The sequence below is a fragment of the Methylobacterium sp. J-001 genome (genome assembly GCF_022829565.1).
Classification (GTDB): domain Bacteria; phylum Pseudomonadota; class Alphaproteobacteria; order Rhizobiales; family Beijerinckiaceae; genus Methylobacterium.
Genome location: NZ_JAKSYN010000089.1, coordinates 65,639 through 77,917, shown reverse-complemented (window position 1 = coordinate 77,917; position 12,279 = coordinate 65,639). Strand labels below are relative to the sequence as shown.

The window sequence follows — 12,279 nt, the reverse complement described above, 5'->3', positions numbered from 1 at the left end:
ACGACCGTGTGTCGGCGATCCCGGTCCGCGTCGGGCGAGCGCGGTGTCGCGTGACGCGCCGCACTCGCCCGACGCGGCCAGCGAGACCGGGAGGTAATGCTCCGGGGAGCAAGCGTCAACGCGGGGGCCGGTGCAAGAGGGCCCGGTCCGAAAGGCTTGGTCCGGCTTGTCGGCGTAGGGCCTGCGCGCGGCCGGTCGAGTTACGGCGCATCGTCCCGCGCGGGGGCCGCCGCGGGCTCCGTCCCGGTCGGTCCGAGGACATCCGCCAAAGCGGTCGCTCCGGCCTCCACCGCGGAACCGCTCAGGGCGACGGGAAACTGGGTCGGCACGGCCTGCGTGAGGAACTCGAACGCGGCATGCGCCGCCGCGATCGTGCCGTTCAGGATGATCTCACCGATGAAGTCCATGACCCGTCCCCGCTTTGCGATACCGGGGATCTAAGCCGCTCTGCCAGGCCTCGCGGTGCGCCGCGACACGGCCTTCGGACTCGAAAGCCCGCTCAGGCGAGCGGGGCCGCCATCAGCGCCAGCCCGAGGGCCGGCAGCCCCAGCGCCAGGGCCGCGCGGGCATCGAGCCGGTCGGCACCGACGCCAACCCGCCAGCTCCGGCTCGCGACGTTCTCGACGCAGAGCCCGGACAGGACGAGCGCACAGCCGACGATCGCCTGGATCGAAATCATGGGAACCTCACCGAGCCGGCCGCGCCGCGATAGGCGGCCCAGGATCACGGCTGGGGAAGTGTGCGAGGGGCCCGCCGGTTCCGCAGATCTGGGCCCGCGGGACCCATCAGCGGATCGCCACCGCGCAGGCGAAAAACACCATGGCGGCCCCGACCGCGGTGATGCAACCGTTCGTCCACGTGGAGGCGTCGGCCCGGCGCATTCGACAATCGGCGGCCACCGAGGTGAGGATCCCGATCAGGAACAGGCTGCAGGGGATCAGGTCACCGGGCATATGAATCCGTCCAGGGGAACGCGGGGCGCGACGCGCCCGACGCGGCCCCTTCTCCGGGATCAACAGGCCGAAACGTGGCGAGTGCCCCGCGGCATTTGCGCGTCGCCGCTTTGCCGCGGGGGAACCTCGCTCCGCCGGACCCTTAGAGCGTGGCCGCGCCCGGGGGCGTCCGGAAATCCTCCGGGCCCATGTCGAGAAGGTCGTTGGGGGTCGCGGTCGTGTCGTAGGCGGCGCTCGCCGCGGCCTCGATCGCCGCCTGGTTCCGGGCGAACAGGTCGAGGGGTGGGAGGTCGGCGCCGCCGAAATGCTGGCGCAGCACCGGGATCGGCACGTCGATCCCGATCACCCGCTCGCCGTTGGTCATCGCGAACCGGATCAGGCTCTCGTCGGCGGGCAGGATATGGGCGCCGCCATCCAGGTAGCGTGTGAGGGGCATGGGATCGGTCCTTGTCGCAAGCGGGTATCGGGGGGACATAGCGACGGCGCGCGACCCAACCAGGGCGTGTCGATCTCCCGCAAGAGCTTAACCTATGGGCGCGTGCAAAGACGTCCGGCTTCACCCACCGAGGAAATGTTGTAGACGGACCCGGCAAACGAAAGTCCCGCCCGCGCATCCGAGTCGCAGAGCCATGTCCGCCCCCAAACCCGTCCGCCCGGAGCCGCGCCCCGGCGTCCTGGCGATCGACACCTACGTGCCCGGCAAGAGCGGGCGGCCCGGTGGCGGTAAGGTCCACAAGCTCTCGTCCAACGAGACGCCGCTCGGCCCGAGCCCGGCGGCTCTGGCCGCCCTGCACGAGGCCACCGCCAAGCTGGAGACCTACCCGGACGGCCGCGCCACGGTGCTGCGCGCCGCCATCGCCAAGCGCTACGGGCTGGACCCGGAGCGGATCGTCTGCGGCGCGGGGTCGGACGAGCTGCTGTCGCTGCTGGCCTACGCGTATGGCGGCCCCGGCACCGAGGGCATCTATTCCGAGCACGGATTCCTGGTCTACCGGATCGCGATCCTGGCCTCGGGCGCGACGCCCGTGGTGGCGCCCGAGCGCGACTACACCACCGATGTCGACGCGATCCTGGCCCGGGTCACCGAGCGCACCCGGATCGTCTACGTCACCAACCCGAGCAACCCGACCGGCACCTACCTGCCGTTCGACGAGATCCGCCGCCTGCACGCCGCCCTGCCGGCCAACGTGCTGCTGGTGATCGACGGCGCCTATGCCGAATACGTGCGGGCGAACGATTACTCGGCCGGGCTCGAACTCGCGCTCGACTCCGAGAACGTCGTGATGACCCGGACCTTCTCGAAGATCTACGGGCTTGCCGCCGTGCGGATCGGCTGGATGCTGGCCCCGGCCCATGTGGCGGATTCGGTCAACCGCATCCGCGGCCCGTTCAACGTCTCGGGCCCGGCCATCGCGGCCGGCGCGGCCGCCATCGCCGACGAGGCGCACATGGCGGCGGCCGCCGCCCACAACGCCGAATGGCTGCCCAAGCTCACCGACGGCGCCCGGGCGCTGGGGCTGACGGTGACGCCGAGCGTCGCCAACTTCGTGCTGATCCACTTCCCCGACGAACCGGGCCGCTCGGCCGCCGACGCCGACGATTTCCTCACCGAGCGCGGGCTGATCACGCGCCGGGTCAGCGCCTACGGCCTGCCCAACGCCCTGCGGGTGACGGTGGCGGGTGCCGAGGCGAACGAGGCCTTCCTGGCGGCGCTCGGCGACTTCGTGCGGGGCGCGCATGCCTGAACCGCACCTTGCCGAGGCCGCGACACCGCCCCTCGGGCGCCTGACCATCGTCGGGCTCGGGCTGATCGGCTCCTCGATCGCCCGGGCGGCCCGCCGCTACAATCTCGCCGGCACGATCGTCGCCCTGGACCGGGACGAGGCCGTGCGCGCCCGGGTCGCCGAGCTCGGCATCGCGGACGTCGTCACCGGCGACCCGCAGGCGGGCGCCGCCGAGACCGACCTGGTGATCCTGTGCGTGCCGGTCGGCGCCATCGGGGCGGCGGCGGCCGAGCTGGCGCCGTACCTGAAGCCCGGCGCGATCGTCTCGGATGTCGGCTCGGTCAAGGGCGCCGTCGTGGCGGCGATCCAGCCGCACCTGCCCGCGGGCGTCGCGCTGGTGCCCGGCCACCCGATCGCCGGCACCGAGTTCTCGGGGCCGGATGCCGGCTTCGCGACCCTGTTCAACGGTCGCTGGTGCATCCTGACGCCCCCCGAGGGCACCGATCCCGCGGCCGTCGCGCGGGTGCGGGCCCTGTGGGAGGGCATGGGCGCCAATGTCGAGACCATGAGCGCCGAGCACCACGACCACGTGCTGGCGATCACCAGCCACCTGCCGCACCTGATCGCCTACAACATCGTCGGCACCGCCGCGGACCTCGAAGAGGCGACGCAATCCGAGGTGATCAAGTTCTCGGCGAGCGGCTTCCGCGATTTCACCCGCATCGCCGCCTCCGACCCGACCATGTGGCGGGACATCTTCCTCAACAACCGCGAGGCGGTGCTGGAGATGCTCGGCCGGTTCAACGAGGACCTCTCGGCGCTCGCCAAGGCGGTGCGCTGGGGCGACGGCGAGGCGCTGCACGCGATGTTCACCCGCACCCGGGCGATCCGGCGCAGCATCGTGGCCCAGGGCCAGGAAACCGCCGCCCCGGATTTCGGACGGCCTCGGCCGCCGGAGGCCTAGGGCCGGATTATGCCGGCGGCCGGCTCACCAGCACCGGCGCCGTCCGCTCCGGGAACAGCTGCTTCAACGCCTCGAGCTTCGGCGCGTCGTTGACGGCGATGTAGGGGTGGCCCGGATGCCGGGCCATGAAGTCCTGGTGGTAGGCTTCCGCCGGGTAGAACGCCGCGCCCGGCTCGATCCGGGTCGCGATCGGGCGCGCGAAGGCCTTCGCGGCATCGAGCTGGTCGAGGTAGGCCCGGGCGATGCGGGCCTGCTCGGCATCCCGGGGGAACAGCGCCGAGCGGTATTGCCGCCCGGTATCGGGTCCCTGCCGGTCGATCTGCGTCGGGTCGAGGGCCACCGAGAAGAAGATCCGCACCAGCTCGTCGTAGCGGATCACGGCCGGGTCGTAGGTCACCGCCACCGCCTCGGCATGGTCGGTGCCGCCGCCACTGACGCTCTTGTAATCCGCGTCCGAAGCCGTGCCCCCGGCATAGCCCGAGACCGCGCCGGTCACCCCGCGCACGTGCTGGAACACGCCCTGCACGCCCCAGAAGCAGCCGCCCGCGAACACCGCGACCTGTGCGCCGGGCGCCTCGCTCGCATGGGTAGCAGCTTCGGGCAGGCGGCGCGGCGCCTCCTCGGCGAAGGCCGGCAGCCGCGGCAGCAGGAGCGCAGCCGCCAGGCCGAGCCCGAGGGCCGCCCCAAGGTGCGGGCGAAGCGTGACGCGATGAGCCATGATTGTCCTCCTGCAGAGCGCGCCCTGCGTGAGGCGCGGCGCTTGATGGCACCGGATGTTCGTTCCCGGTCGCGCCCCGGTTACGCAGGCGGTGGCTCCCTCAGCACGAGGCGGAAGGCCGAGGCAGGCGTTGAACCGTGGTACAAGGTACCATAATTATAGGATCGGCGGACGGGGGCGGTGGCAGCACAGGCAGACACAAGCCGACAGGAGCAGGACATGAGCACATGCTGGAGCGGGCTGCGCCCCGCAAGGCCATCGTATGCGCATCTTCCTGCCGCTCGACTTCGCGAATCGGGCCGCGAAGCAGAAGGTGACCGACGACGATCTGCGCGAGGCGGTCGCCCGTGCGGAACGCGACCTGATCGATGCGCGCCTCGGGTTGGCGCTGATCAAGCAGCGCATCCCGCGCGCTGGACAGGGCCGCTCCGGCGGCTTCCGCAGCATCATCGTCTACAAGCGGGGGACGATCGCGATCTTCCTGCACCTATTCGCCAAGAATGCCAGGGCGAACCTGACCAAAACCGAGACGCAGGTGTTCCGCGACCTCGCGGCGACCCTGGCAAGTCTCAGCGACGAGGCGCTGGAACGGGTCGCCGCCGCGCAAAGCTGGAGACGGATCGACGATGGGAAGCGTGACGACGCCCTACCGCAGTGACGCGCTCCGGTCGGCGCACCGGATCGCCCAGGATCTCCACGCGGCCGGCGCCATCGACAAGGCGACGATGCGCCGGTTCGACGTATCGTGCCTGACGCCGGTCGAGGATCTCGGGCCGGAGGCGATCCGTGCCATCCGCGAGACCGCGCAGATGAGCCAGGCGATCTTCGCCATGGCCCTCAACGTGACCGCCTCGCTGGTCAGCAAATGGGAGCGGGGGGAGAAGAAGCCCGGCGGCCCGTCGCTGAAGCTGCTCGCCCTCGCCAACCGGAAGGGCATCGACGCCATCCTGTAAACGCGCGAAGACACCGCATTCGCGGCGATCGGCCCCGGCCGCCGTGTTTACGCGGGCGGGAGGCCGCATTGCGGCGGCGGCCGCATGGGTCTAGCACCCGGCAACAGATCGAATTCGTCCGGAAGGACCTGCCCCGTGACCATCGCCCCCGAACCGAACTCCTTCCGCACCGGCCCCGACGAGCGCGGCCGCTTCGGCATCTTCGGCGGCCGGTTCGTGGCTGAGACGCTGATGCCGCTGATCCTCGAATTGGAGGCGGCCTATGAGGCGGCGAAGGTCGATCCCGCCTTCGCAGCCGACATGGCGAGCTACGGCACCCACTATATCGGCCGGCCGAGCCCGCTCTACTACGCCGAGCGGCTGACCGAGCACCTGCGCGCCAAGGCGCCCGCCGGGCAGGGCGCCAAGGTCTATTTCAAGCGCGAGGAGCTGAACCATACCGGCTCCCACAAGGTGAACAACGTGCTCGGCCAGATCCTGCTGGCCCGGCGCATGGGCAAGCCCCGGATCATCGCCGAGACCGGCGCCGGCCAGCACGGCGTCGCCACCGCGACGCTCTGCGCGCGGTTCGGCCTGAAATGCGTGGTCTACATGGGCGCGGTCGACGTCGCCCGGCAGGCGCCCAACGTCTTCCGGATGAAGATGCTCGGCGCCGAGGTGATCCCGGTGGAATCCGGCACCAAGACCCTCAAGGACGCGATGAACGAGGCCCTGCGCGACTGGGTCACCAACGTCGCCGATACGTTCTACTGCATCGGCACCGTGGCCGGCCCGCACCCGTACCCAGCCATGGTCCGCGACTTCCAGTCGGTGATCGGCCGCGAGACCCGGGAGCAGATGATCGCGCAGGAAGGCCGCCTGCCGGATTCGCTGATCGCCTGCATCGGCGGCGGCTCCAACGCCATGGGGCTGTTCCACCCGTTCCTGGACGACCGCGAGGTCGAGATCTTTGGGGTCGAGGCCGCCGGGCACGGGGTCGAGTCCGGCCTGCATGCCGCCTCGCTCACCGGCGGCAAGCCCGGGGTGCTGCACGGCAACCGCACCTACCTGCTGATGGACGCGGACGGCCAGATCTCCGACGCGCACTCGATCTCGGCCGGCCTCGACTATCCGGGCATCGGCCCCGAGCATGCCTGGCTGCACGAGATGGGCCGGGTCCAATACCTCTCGGCCACCGATTCCGAGACCCTGGAGGCGTTCAAGCTCTGCTCGATGCTGGAGGGGATCATCCCGGCCCTGGAGCCGGCCCATGCCCTGGCCCGGGTGCTGGACATCGCGCCCCAGCGCCCGGCCGAGCACTTGATGGTGCTCAACATGTCGGGCCGGGGCGACAAGGACATCCCGCAGGTGGCGGAGATCTTTGGGACGAAGCTCTGAGCGCGGATCGGGCCGGATCTCGTCCCGCGGTCGAGGTCTGGCCTCACCCGGCCTCGATGTCGGTGAGCGGGAAGTCGTTGCCCTCGTAGAGCAGCGGAACCCGGTGCGTCCGGGCACAAGCGTAGGCGAAGCAGTCGCCGAAGTTGAGACCGGCAGGATGCCGGCCTTTGCCGAAGCGGTCGTAGGCGTCGAGGGCGACCTCGGCAGCCTCCGGGGTTACGGCGAGGACCTGGATGCCGGCGAGGTCGAGATAGGCGCGCACCGCATCGCGCGCGTCCGGGACCGACAGGTCGAGGCGGCGCGCTACGGCCACGACGGTCTCCCAAACGGCCAGGGGCGTTGTCATGCGGCGGCGCGCCCGCTGCAGCCGGGCGACCAGGGCGCGGGCGTCGGCTTCGTCGGTCAGGATCGCCGTGAGGGCCGAAGCATCCACGAACATCGCGCCTCTGCCTCAATCGCGCTCGTAAAGGCTATCGATGAACGCCATGTCGGCGGGCTTCGGGTTTGGCCCAGCCCGCCGGTGAAGCGTTCGGACGAAATCGACCGTTTGCTCGACCAGATCGACCTGGCCGGCGATCTCGTTCTGAAGCGCTTGGCGCACCGCGTCGGTCTTGGTCGTGCCCAGCAGCGTCATGAGATGGACGACAAGGTCATCGACCTGCGGATCCTTGACGTAGAGCGCCATGGATATGCTCACCGGATATCTTGGATATCCCTAGGCCCTAGACATACGTGCCGCAAGGCGGGCGAACCGGGGGTGAGCAGGACGTCGCCGGCACGATCGGTTGGCGCATGCTCCACCCCTCCGGGGCTCTGCGGTCCTGGGCAGGAGCTGTCGGGACAAGGGCGTCGAACGGCAAACCAACGCCGTTCGATGTCGCTGGAAGCGGGCGCCTCACCGCACCGTAACCTGATCCTTGATCTTGTCGTACACGGCCCGGCTGAGGACGCGCTTCGACAGGAGCTGCTCCACCGACGTGTAGGGACGCTTGGCGACGATCGCCCGGCCGATCGCGCCGCCGCCCCGGAGCTTGTTGAGATCGGCCGCCGAGGCGGTGTTCAGGTCGAGGATCGCGATCGCCCGGGGGCCGGCGGAATCCTCGGCCCGGTCGATCTCGGCCTGGCCCTGCTGGACCGGCACGGGATCGGACGGGAAGGCGAGGGCGTCGGACGGCATCTGGGCGGGGCGCGCAGGGGCCGGAACCGGGGGTGGGGCGGGCGGCTGGGACGCCGGTTCCGAGGCCGGCGGGGGCGCGGCCGGCTCGGCCGGGACGGCCTCGGCGGGCGCCTCGGCCACGGGGACAGGGGCCGGCGCGGGCACCGGACTCGGCAGCAGGAACTGCACCAGCGCCGCCAGGATTCCGGCCAGGATCAGTAAGACGGAAATACGCAGGATTGCAGGGCCACTCAGCACGCGTCACTCGACGATGAAATTCAGTCTCGGGCCTCAGATAATGCTCTCTCGACCTGCCGGCCAACGGCACGGCGCGCCCCCGGGTCGAAGGACCGCTGTCGTCAACAGGGGATCCGCCTGGATGGACCGCCGATGAGCCTTCGGATCGCCCGCCTCGGCGAGCGCCTCGGGGCGCTGCGCTACCTGCCGGCCTTGTTCCGCGAGATCGCCGCGGCGAGCCCGCGCCTGCTCGCTGCGAGCCTGGGCCTGCGCCTGGTGGCGGCCTGCCTGCCGATCCTGTCGCTCTACCTCGCCAAGCTGATCCTCGACGGCATCGTGGCCCAACAGGCCCGCCCGTCGCCAGAGGCGGGGATTGCGGAGTGGCTCTCCGATCCCGGCCGGGCGCGGCTCGCCCTGCTGGTGGGGGCCGAGCTCGGGCTGGCTTTGCTCTCCGACCTCACCGGACGGCTGGCAAGCCTCACCGAGACCCTGATCGGCGATCTCTACGCCAACGCCGCGTCCGTGCGGCTGATGGCGCACGCGGCCTCCCTCGACCTGGCGCAGTTCGAGGACAGCGCCCAGCAGGACCGGCTGGAGCGGGCGCGCCGGCAGGTCAGCGGCCGCACCGGGCTGATCGGGACGGTGTTCGGGCAGCTCCAGGCCCTGGTGACCCTCGCCTCGCTCACCGCCGGGGTGGCGGTCTTCACCCCGTGGCTGGTGGTGCTGATCGCCGCCGCCCTGGTGCCGGCATTGCTCAACGAGTGGCACTTCACCAAGGCCGGCTATCGGCTGGCCTGGATCCGCAGCCCGGAGCGGCGGCGGATCGACTACCTGCGCTACCTCGGCGCCAGCGTCGAGACCGCCAAGGAGGTGAAGCTCTTCGGCCTGTCGAGCTACATCACCGCGCTCTACGGGGCGCTCGCGAAGAACCTGCTCGCCGAGAACCGGACGCTGGCCACGGCCCGGGCGCGCTGGGGCTTCGCCTTCGCGAGCCTGGGGACGCTGGCCTATTACGCGGCCTACGCGGTGATCGTCTGGCGGACCGTGGCCGGCGCCTTCTCGATCGGCGACCTCGCCTTCCTGGCCGGCGCGTTCCAGCGCCTGCGCGGCGGCATCGAGGGGCTTCTGCTCGGCCTCACCCAGATCAGCGGCCAGGCGCAGTATCTCGACGATTTCTTCTCGTTCTTCGCGATCCGGCCGGAGATCCGCTCGCCCGCGCATCCGGTCCCGGTGCCGAGCCCGATCCGCGACGGCCTTGTGTTCGAGGATGTCGGCTACCGCTATCCGGGCACCGAGATCTGGGCCCTGCGCGGCCTGTCCTTCGCGGTGCGAGCCGGGGAGACCGTGGCGCTCGTCGGCGGCAACGGCGCCGGCAAGACCACGATCGTCAAGCTGATGACCCGGCTCTACGACCCGCACGAGGGCCGGGTGCTCCTCGACGGGCGGCCGCTGGCCGCCTACGACCTCGACGACCTCCGGGCCCGGGTCGCGGCGATCTTCCAGGATTTCGTCCGGTTCGACCTCACCGCCGGCGAGAACGTCGCGGTCGGCCGGATCGCGGAAGCCGACGACCAGGACCGCATCGCGGCCGCCGCCGCCCGGGGGCTCGCCGCCCCGGTGATCGAGCGCCTGCCGGAGGGCTACGCCCAGCCGCTCGGCAAGCGCTTCGCCGGCGGCGTCGACCTGTCGGGGGGCGAGTGGCAGAAGGTCGCCCTGTCCCGGGCCTATATGCGCGAGGCCGAGATCCTGATCCTCGACGAGCCGACCGCGGCCTTGGATGCGCGGGCCGAGCACGACGTGTTCGCCCGGTTCCGGGAGCTGTCGGCGGGCCGCACGACGGTGCTGATCTCGCACCGCTTCTCGACGGTGCGCATGGCCGACCGCATCCTGGTCCTGGAAGGCGGCCGGCTGCTCGAAGACGGCAGCCACGCCGCCCTGATGGGGCAGGGCGGCCGCTACGCCGAGCTGTTCACCCTGCAGGCGCAGGGCTACCGGTGAAGGTCACGGTTTCGAAAGGTCCGGGACCTTTCGCGGGTCCAGGGCAGCGCCCTGGTCCATCGGGGGCCTGCCCCGATGCCCCGCCAAAAGGCTCAGCCCTTTGGGAACCCCATATCGGGGGCCGCCCCGATGCCCGAGGATTGCCCCTTTCGCGTCGCCTGCTATCTGGCGGACCTTGAACCGGGATTATTCATGCGCCTCTCGCACCTCCTGACGGCTGGCCTGCTCGTCTCTGCCTGGGGGGCACACGCTGCGCCGGCCGTATCCGAGCCGCCGGTCCCCGAGGCCAAGGCCGAGGCCCCCGCGCCGGGCCAGGAACCCAAGGAGATCGTGCTGGCCAACCATCGGGCGGTCTACGACCTGTCGCTGGCCGAGGGCGGCGGCACACGCTCGGTGGAGAGCGCCCGCGGGCGGATCGTCATCGATTTCCGGGGCGATGCCTGCCGCGGCTATACCATGCTGACCCGGCAGGTGACCGAGCTCTCCTCCGGCGAGACCGGCCCGCGCCTGTCGGACATGCGCAGCACCACCTTCGAGGGCGGCAAGGGCCGGGAGTTCCGGTTCAAGACCACGACGCTCACCAACAACCAGCCGGCCGCCCCGGTGGACGGCACCGCCTCGGAGCAGGGGGAGTCGGTCACGGTGAAGCTCAAGGGCACGGCCAAGCCGTTCACCGTCGAGGGGCCGGTGCTGTTCCCGAGCGAGCATATGCGCCACCTGATCACGGCGGCACGGGCCGGCCAGGCGACCCTCTCGGCCAAGGTGTTCGACGGCTCGGACGACGGCAAGAAGATCTACGACACCTTCGCGGTGATCGGCCATGCCGGCACCGGCCCGGCCGCGGCCTCCGACCCGGCCCGCGACAAGCCCCTGCGCGACGGCCCGCTGGCCGGCATGCAGCACTGGCCGGTGCGGCTGAGCTACTACACGCCGGGGGCCGGGGAGCGGACGCCGATCTACACCCTCGGCTTCGACCTCTACGAGAACGGCGTCAGCGGCGCCCTCAAGCTCGATTACGGCGAGTTCGCCATCCTGGGCGACATGACCGCCCTCGACATCGACGCCCAGGCGAACCGGGCGGCCGCGAAGGAGGGGGACAAGGGCTGCACGCCGTGAGGGTGTGAAGCAAGCCGCTGCACGCGCCGTTCCCTCCCCCCTCTGCGGGGGAGGGTGGGCCGGCCGTCAGGCCGGGTCGGGAGAGGGGCAGCGCCGCTGCCGGAAAAGGCAGAGCCGGCGTGTGGGCCGACGCTTTCTCCTGAACCGTCGCTCCCCTCTCCCGACCCCTGCTGACGCAGGGGCCACCCTCCCCCGCAGAGGGGGGAGGGAGGTCAGAGCCTTTTCCGGCGAGATCCCCCCGTTCCTCTCAACCCCAGACGCGGCAAACCGCCCCCTCAGGCCCAATCATCCTCCGGCTGCGGCGACAGGATGCGCCAGGCCGCCGCGATGCGCTCCGGCTTGATCTCCAGCGCCCCCGCGCAGGCCACGAGCACGCCCTCGTCGCCCATGACGTGGTCGAGAACACCCGCCAGGAAGGCCGGCTCCTGGGCGCTCTCGCGCAGGGTGTCGGCGCTCAGGCCGCTCGCCGCCAGGAAGGGGAGGAGGCGGTCATCCTCCGCGACGATCCACAGCAGAACGTCGAGGGCGAGCCGTTCCGCAGATTCGGCCCCTTGAAGAGGTTTGCCATTCATCAACATGTGATCGCTACAAAGGTCATCAAGGGGCTTCACGGCCCGCTAATCATGATCGGCGCGCACCGGGACATCGGATCATGAAAAAGACGGTGCTGATCGTCGAAGATAACGAACTGAACATGAAGCTGTTCAACGACCTCTTGGAGGCGAACGGCTACGCGACCCTGAAGACCGCCCACGGCATCGAGGCGATCGAGCTGGCCCGCGCGCACCATCCCGACCTGATCCTCATGGACATCCAGCTCCCCGAGGTCTCCGGCCTCGAGGTGACCAAATGGCTCAAGGAGGACGACGACCTCAAGAGCATTCCGGTCATCGCGATCACGGCCTTCGCCATGAAGGGCGACGAGGAGCGGATCCGCGAGGGCGGCTGCGAGGCCTATCTGTCGAAGCCGATCTCCGTCGCGAAGTTTTTGGCAACGGTTCGCGCGTATCTTGAGCCGCGGTGACGCCGAACCGGCGCACTATCGGCGGCGCATGACCGCCCGCTCGGGCGGAATCGCGCAAC

The 12,279-nt window shown here is 70.6% G+C and carries 17 protein-coding genes; 8 read left to right on the top strand and 9 right to left on the bottom strand.

All coding sequences use genetic code 11. The features are described from left to right. Nucleotides 1-200 precede the first annotated feature (200 nt). The 4 genes from MKK65_RS09720 to MKK65_RS09705 form a co-directional block, all read right to left on the bottom strand. Nucleotides 201-407 (bottom strand): hypothetical protein, encoded by a 207-nt coding sequence (locus MKK65_RS09720; RefSeq protein WP_243957342.1) that lies wholly within the window; start codon nt 405-407, stop codon nt 201-203. A 92-nt stretch (nt 408-499) separates the two neighbouring features. Then, nucleotides 500-679, bottom strand: a complete 180-nt coding sequence (locus MKK65_RS09715) for a hypothetical protein (RefSeq protein WP_243957341.1) — start codon at nt 677-679, stop codon at nt 500-502. A gap of 106 nt (nt 680-785) precedes the next feature. Further along, nucleotides 786-953, bottom strand: a complete 168-nt coding sequence (locus MKK65_RS09710) for a hypothetical protein (protein ID WP_201025806.1) — start codon at nt 951-953, stop codon at nt 786-788. A gap of 142 nt (nt 954-1,095) precedes the next feature. Further along, nucleotides 1,096-1,389 (bottom strand): hypothetical protein, encoded by a 294-nt coding sequence (locus MKK65_RS09705; RefSeq protein WP_243957339.1) that lies wholly within the window; start codon nt 1,387-1,389, stop codon nt 1,096-1,098. 193 nt (nt 1,390-1,582) lie between these two features. On the opposite strand from MKK65_RS09705, the gene MKK65_RS09700 reads away from it, so the two are divergent. Then, nucleotides 1,583-2,698: a pyridoxal phosphate-dependent aminotransferase gene (locus tag MKK65_RS09700; RefSeq protein ID WP_243957337.1), complete on the top strand. Its 1,116-nt coding sequence runs from the start codon at nt 1,583-1,585 to the stop codon at nt 2,696-2,698. Further along, the gene (locus tag MKK65_RS09695) at nt 2,691-3,641 is read left to right on the top strand and encodes a prephenate/arogenate dehydrogenase family protein (protein ID WP_243957335.1); all 951 of its coding nucleotides are present in this window, start codon (nt 2,691-2,693) and stop codon (nt 3,639-3,641) included. Before MKK65_RS09700 ends, MKK65_RS09695 begins: the two co-directional genes overlap by 8 nt. A 7-nt stretch (nt 3,642-3,648) precedes the next feature. On the opposite strand, the gene msrA is transcribed toward MKK65_RS09695, so the two are convergent. Next, the gene (gene msrA, locus MKK65_RS09690; protein WP_243957332.1) at nt 3,649-4,359 is read right to left on the bottom strand and encodes a peptide-methionine (S)-S-oxide reductase MsrA; all 711 of its coding nucleotides are present in this window, start codon (nt 4,357-4,359) and stop codon (nt 3,649-3,651) included. Between the two features lie 262 nt (nt 4,360-4,621). Between msrA and MKK65_RS09685 the strand changes: the two genes are divergently transcribed. The 3 genes from MKK65_RS09685 (at nt 4,622) to trpB (ending at nt 6,689) form a co-directional block, all read left to right on the top strand. Further along, complete coding sequence (locus tag MKK65_RS09685; protein WP_243957330.1) at nt 4,622-5,017, top strand: type II toxin-antitoxin system RelE/ParE family toxin; 396 nt, start codon at nt 4,622-4,624, stop codon at nt 5,015-5,017. After that, complete coding sequence (locus MKK65_RS09680; RefSeq protein ID WP_152997598.1) at nt 4,995-5,312, top strand: helix-turn-helix domain-containing protein; 318 nt, start codon at nt 4,995-4,997, stop codon at nt 5,310-5,312. Before MKK65_RS09685 ends, MKK65_RS09680 begins: the two co-directional genes overlap by 23 nt. A gap of 135 nt (nt 5,313-5,447) precedes the next feature. Beyond that, the gene (trpB, locus tag MKK65_RS09675) at nt 5,448-6,689 is read left to right on the top strand and encodes a tryptophan synthase subunit beta (protein ID WP_058194253.1); all 1,242 of its coding nucleotides are present in this window, start codon (nt 5,448-5,450) and stop codon (nt 6,687-6,689) included. Nucleotides 6,690-6,732: 43 nt separating this feature from the next. On the opposite strand, the gene MKK65_RS09670 is transcribed toward trpB, so the two are convergent. The 3 genes from MKK65_RS09670 to MKK65_RS09660 all read right to left on the bottom strand — a co-directional run bounded on the left by MKK65_RS09670 (nt 6,733) and on the right by MKK65_RS09660 (nt 8,103). Then, on the bottom strand, nt 6,733-7,128 hold the full coding sequence (locus MKK65_RS09670) for a type II toxin-antitoxin system VapC family toxin (RefSeq protein WP_243957328.1): 396 nt from the start codon (nt 7,126-7,128) through the stop codon (nt 6,733-6,735). Nucleotides 7,129-7,140: 12 nt separating this feature from the next. Next, entirely contained in the window at nt 7,141-7,386 is a 246-nt protein-coding gene (locus tag MKK65_RS09665; RefSeq protein ID WP_243957326.1) for a type II toxin-antitoxin system VapB family antitoxin, read from the bottom strand. Nucleotides 7,387-7,584: 198 nt separating this feature from the next. After that, nucleotides 7,585-8,103, bottom strand: a complete 519-nt coding sequence (locus MKK65_RS09660) for a ComEA family DNA-binding protein (protein WP_243957324.1) — start codon at nt 8,101-8,103, stop codon at nt 7,585-7,587. Nucleotides 8,104-8,235: 132 nt separating this feature from the next. On the opposite strand from MKK65_RS09660, the gene MKK65_RS09655 reads away from it, so the two are divergent. Beyond that, nucleotides 8,236-10,080 (top strand): ABC transporter ATP-binding protein, encoded by a 1,845-nt coding sequence (locus tag MKK65_RS09655; protein ID WP_243957322.1) that lies wholly within the window; start codon nt 8,236-8,238, stop codon nt 10,078-10,080. 192 nt (nt 10,081-10,272) lie between these two features. Beyond that, nucleotides 10,273-11,196 carry a cell envelope integrity EipB family protein gene (locus MKK65_RS09650; RefSeq protein ID WP_243957320.1) on the top strand — a complete coding sequence of 308 codons (924 nt, stop codon included), beginning with the start codon at nt 10,273-10,275 and terminating at the stop codon, nt 11,194-11,196. Nucleotides 11,197-11,471: 275 nt separating this feature from the next. Here the strand turns inward: MKK65_RS09650 and MKK65_RS09645 are convergent, their stop codons facing one another. Continuing rightward, nucleotides 11,472-11,768: a DUF3572 domain-containing protein gene (locus MKK65_RS09645; protein WP_058195144.1), complete on the bottom strand. Its 297-nt coding sequence runs from the start codon at nt 11,766-11,768 to the stop codon at nt 11,472-11,474. An 80-nt stretch (nt 11,769-11,848) separates the two neighbouring features. On the opposite strand from MKK65_RS09645, the gene MKK65_RS09640 reads away from it, so the two are divergent. After that, nucleotides 11,849-12,220, top strand: a complete 372-nt coding sequence (locus MKK65_RS09640) for a response regulator (protein ID WP_007560977.1) — start codon at nt 11,849-11,851, stop codon at nt 12,218-12,220. The last annotated feature ends 59 nt before the right edge of the window (nt 12,221-12,279 follow it).

What these genes read in the sequence shown, in the direction of transcription:
- MKK65_RS09715 (WP_243957341.1), bottom strand. Translation starts at nt 679, where the DNA reads ATGATTTCGATCCAGGCGATCGTCGGCTGTGCGCTCGTCCTGTCCGGG.
- MKK65_RS09655 (WP_243957322.1), top strand. Translation starts at nt 8,236, where the DNA reads ATGAGCCTTCGGATCGCCCGCCTCGGCGAGCGCCTCGGGGCGCTGCGC.
- MKK65_RS09705 (WP_243957339.1), bottom strand. Translation starts at nt 1,389, where the DNA reads ATGCCCCTCACACGCTACCTGGATGGCGGCGCCCATATCCTGCCCGCC.
- MKK65_RS09640 (WP_007560977.1), top strand. Translation starts at nt 11,849, where the DNA reads ATGAAAAAGACGGTGCTGATCGTCGAAGATAACGAACTGAACATGAAG.
- MKK65_RS09695 (WP_243957335.1), top strand. Translation starts at nt 2,691, where the DNA reads ATGCCTGAACCGCACCTTGCCGAGGCCGCGACACCGCCCCTCGGGCGC.
- MKK65_RS09720 (WP_243957342.1), bottom strand. Translation starts at nt 407, where the DNA reads ATGGACTTCATCGGTGAGATCATCCTGAACGGCACGATCGCGGCGGCG.
- msrA (WP_243957332.1), bottom strand. Translation starts at nt 4,359, where the DNA reads ATGGCTCATCGCGTCACGCTTCGCCCGCACCTTGGGGCGGCCCTCGGG.
- MKK65_RS09685 (WP_243957330.1), top strand. Translation starts at nt 4,622, where the DNA reads ATGCGCATCTTCCTGCCGCTCGACTTCGCGAATCGGGCCGCGAAGCAG.
- MKK65_RS09650 (WP_243957320.1), top strand. Translation starts at nt 10,273, where the DNA reads ATGCGCCTCTCGCACCTCCTGACGGCTGGCCTGCTCGTCTCTGCCTGG.
- MKK65_RS09670 (WP_243957328.1), bottom strand. Translation starts at nt 7,128, where the DNA reads ATGTTCGTGGATGCTTCGGCCCTCACGGCGATCCTGACCGACGAAGCC.
- MKK65_RS09700 (WP_243957337.1), top strand. Translation starts at nt 1,583, where the DNA reads ATGTCCGCCCCCAAACCCGTCCGCCCGGAGCCGCGCCCCGGCGTCCTG.
- MKK65_RS09645 (WP_058195144.1), bottom strand. Translation starts at nt 11,768, where the DNA reads ATGAATGGCAAACCTCTTCAAGGGGCCGAATCTGCGGAACGGCTCGCC.
- MKK65_RS09710 (WP_201025806.1), bottom strand. Translation starts at nt 953, where the DNA reads ATGCCCGGTGACCTGATCCCCTGCAGCCTGTTCCTGATCGGGATCCTC.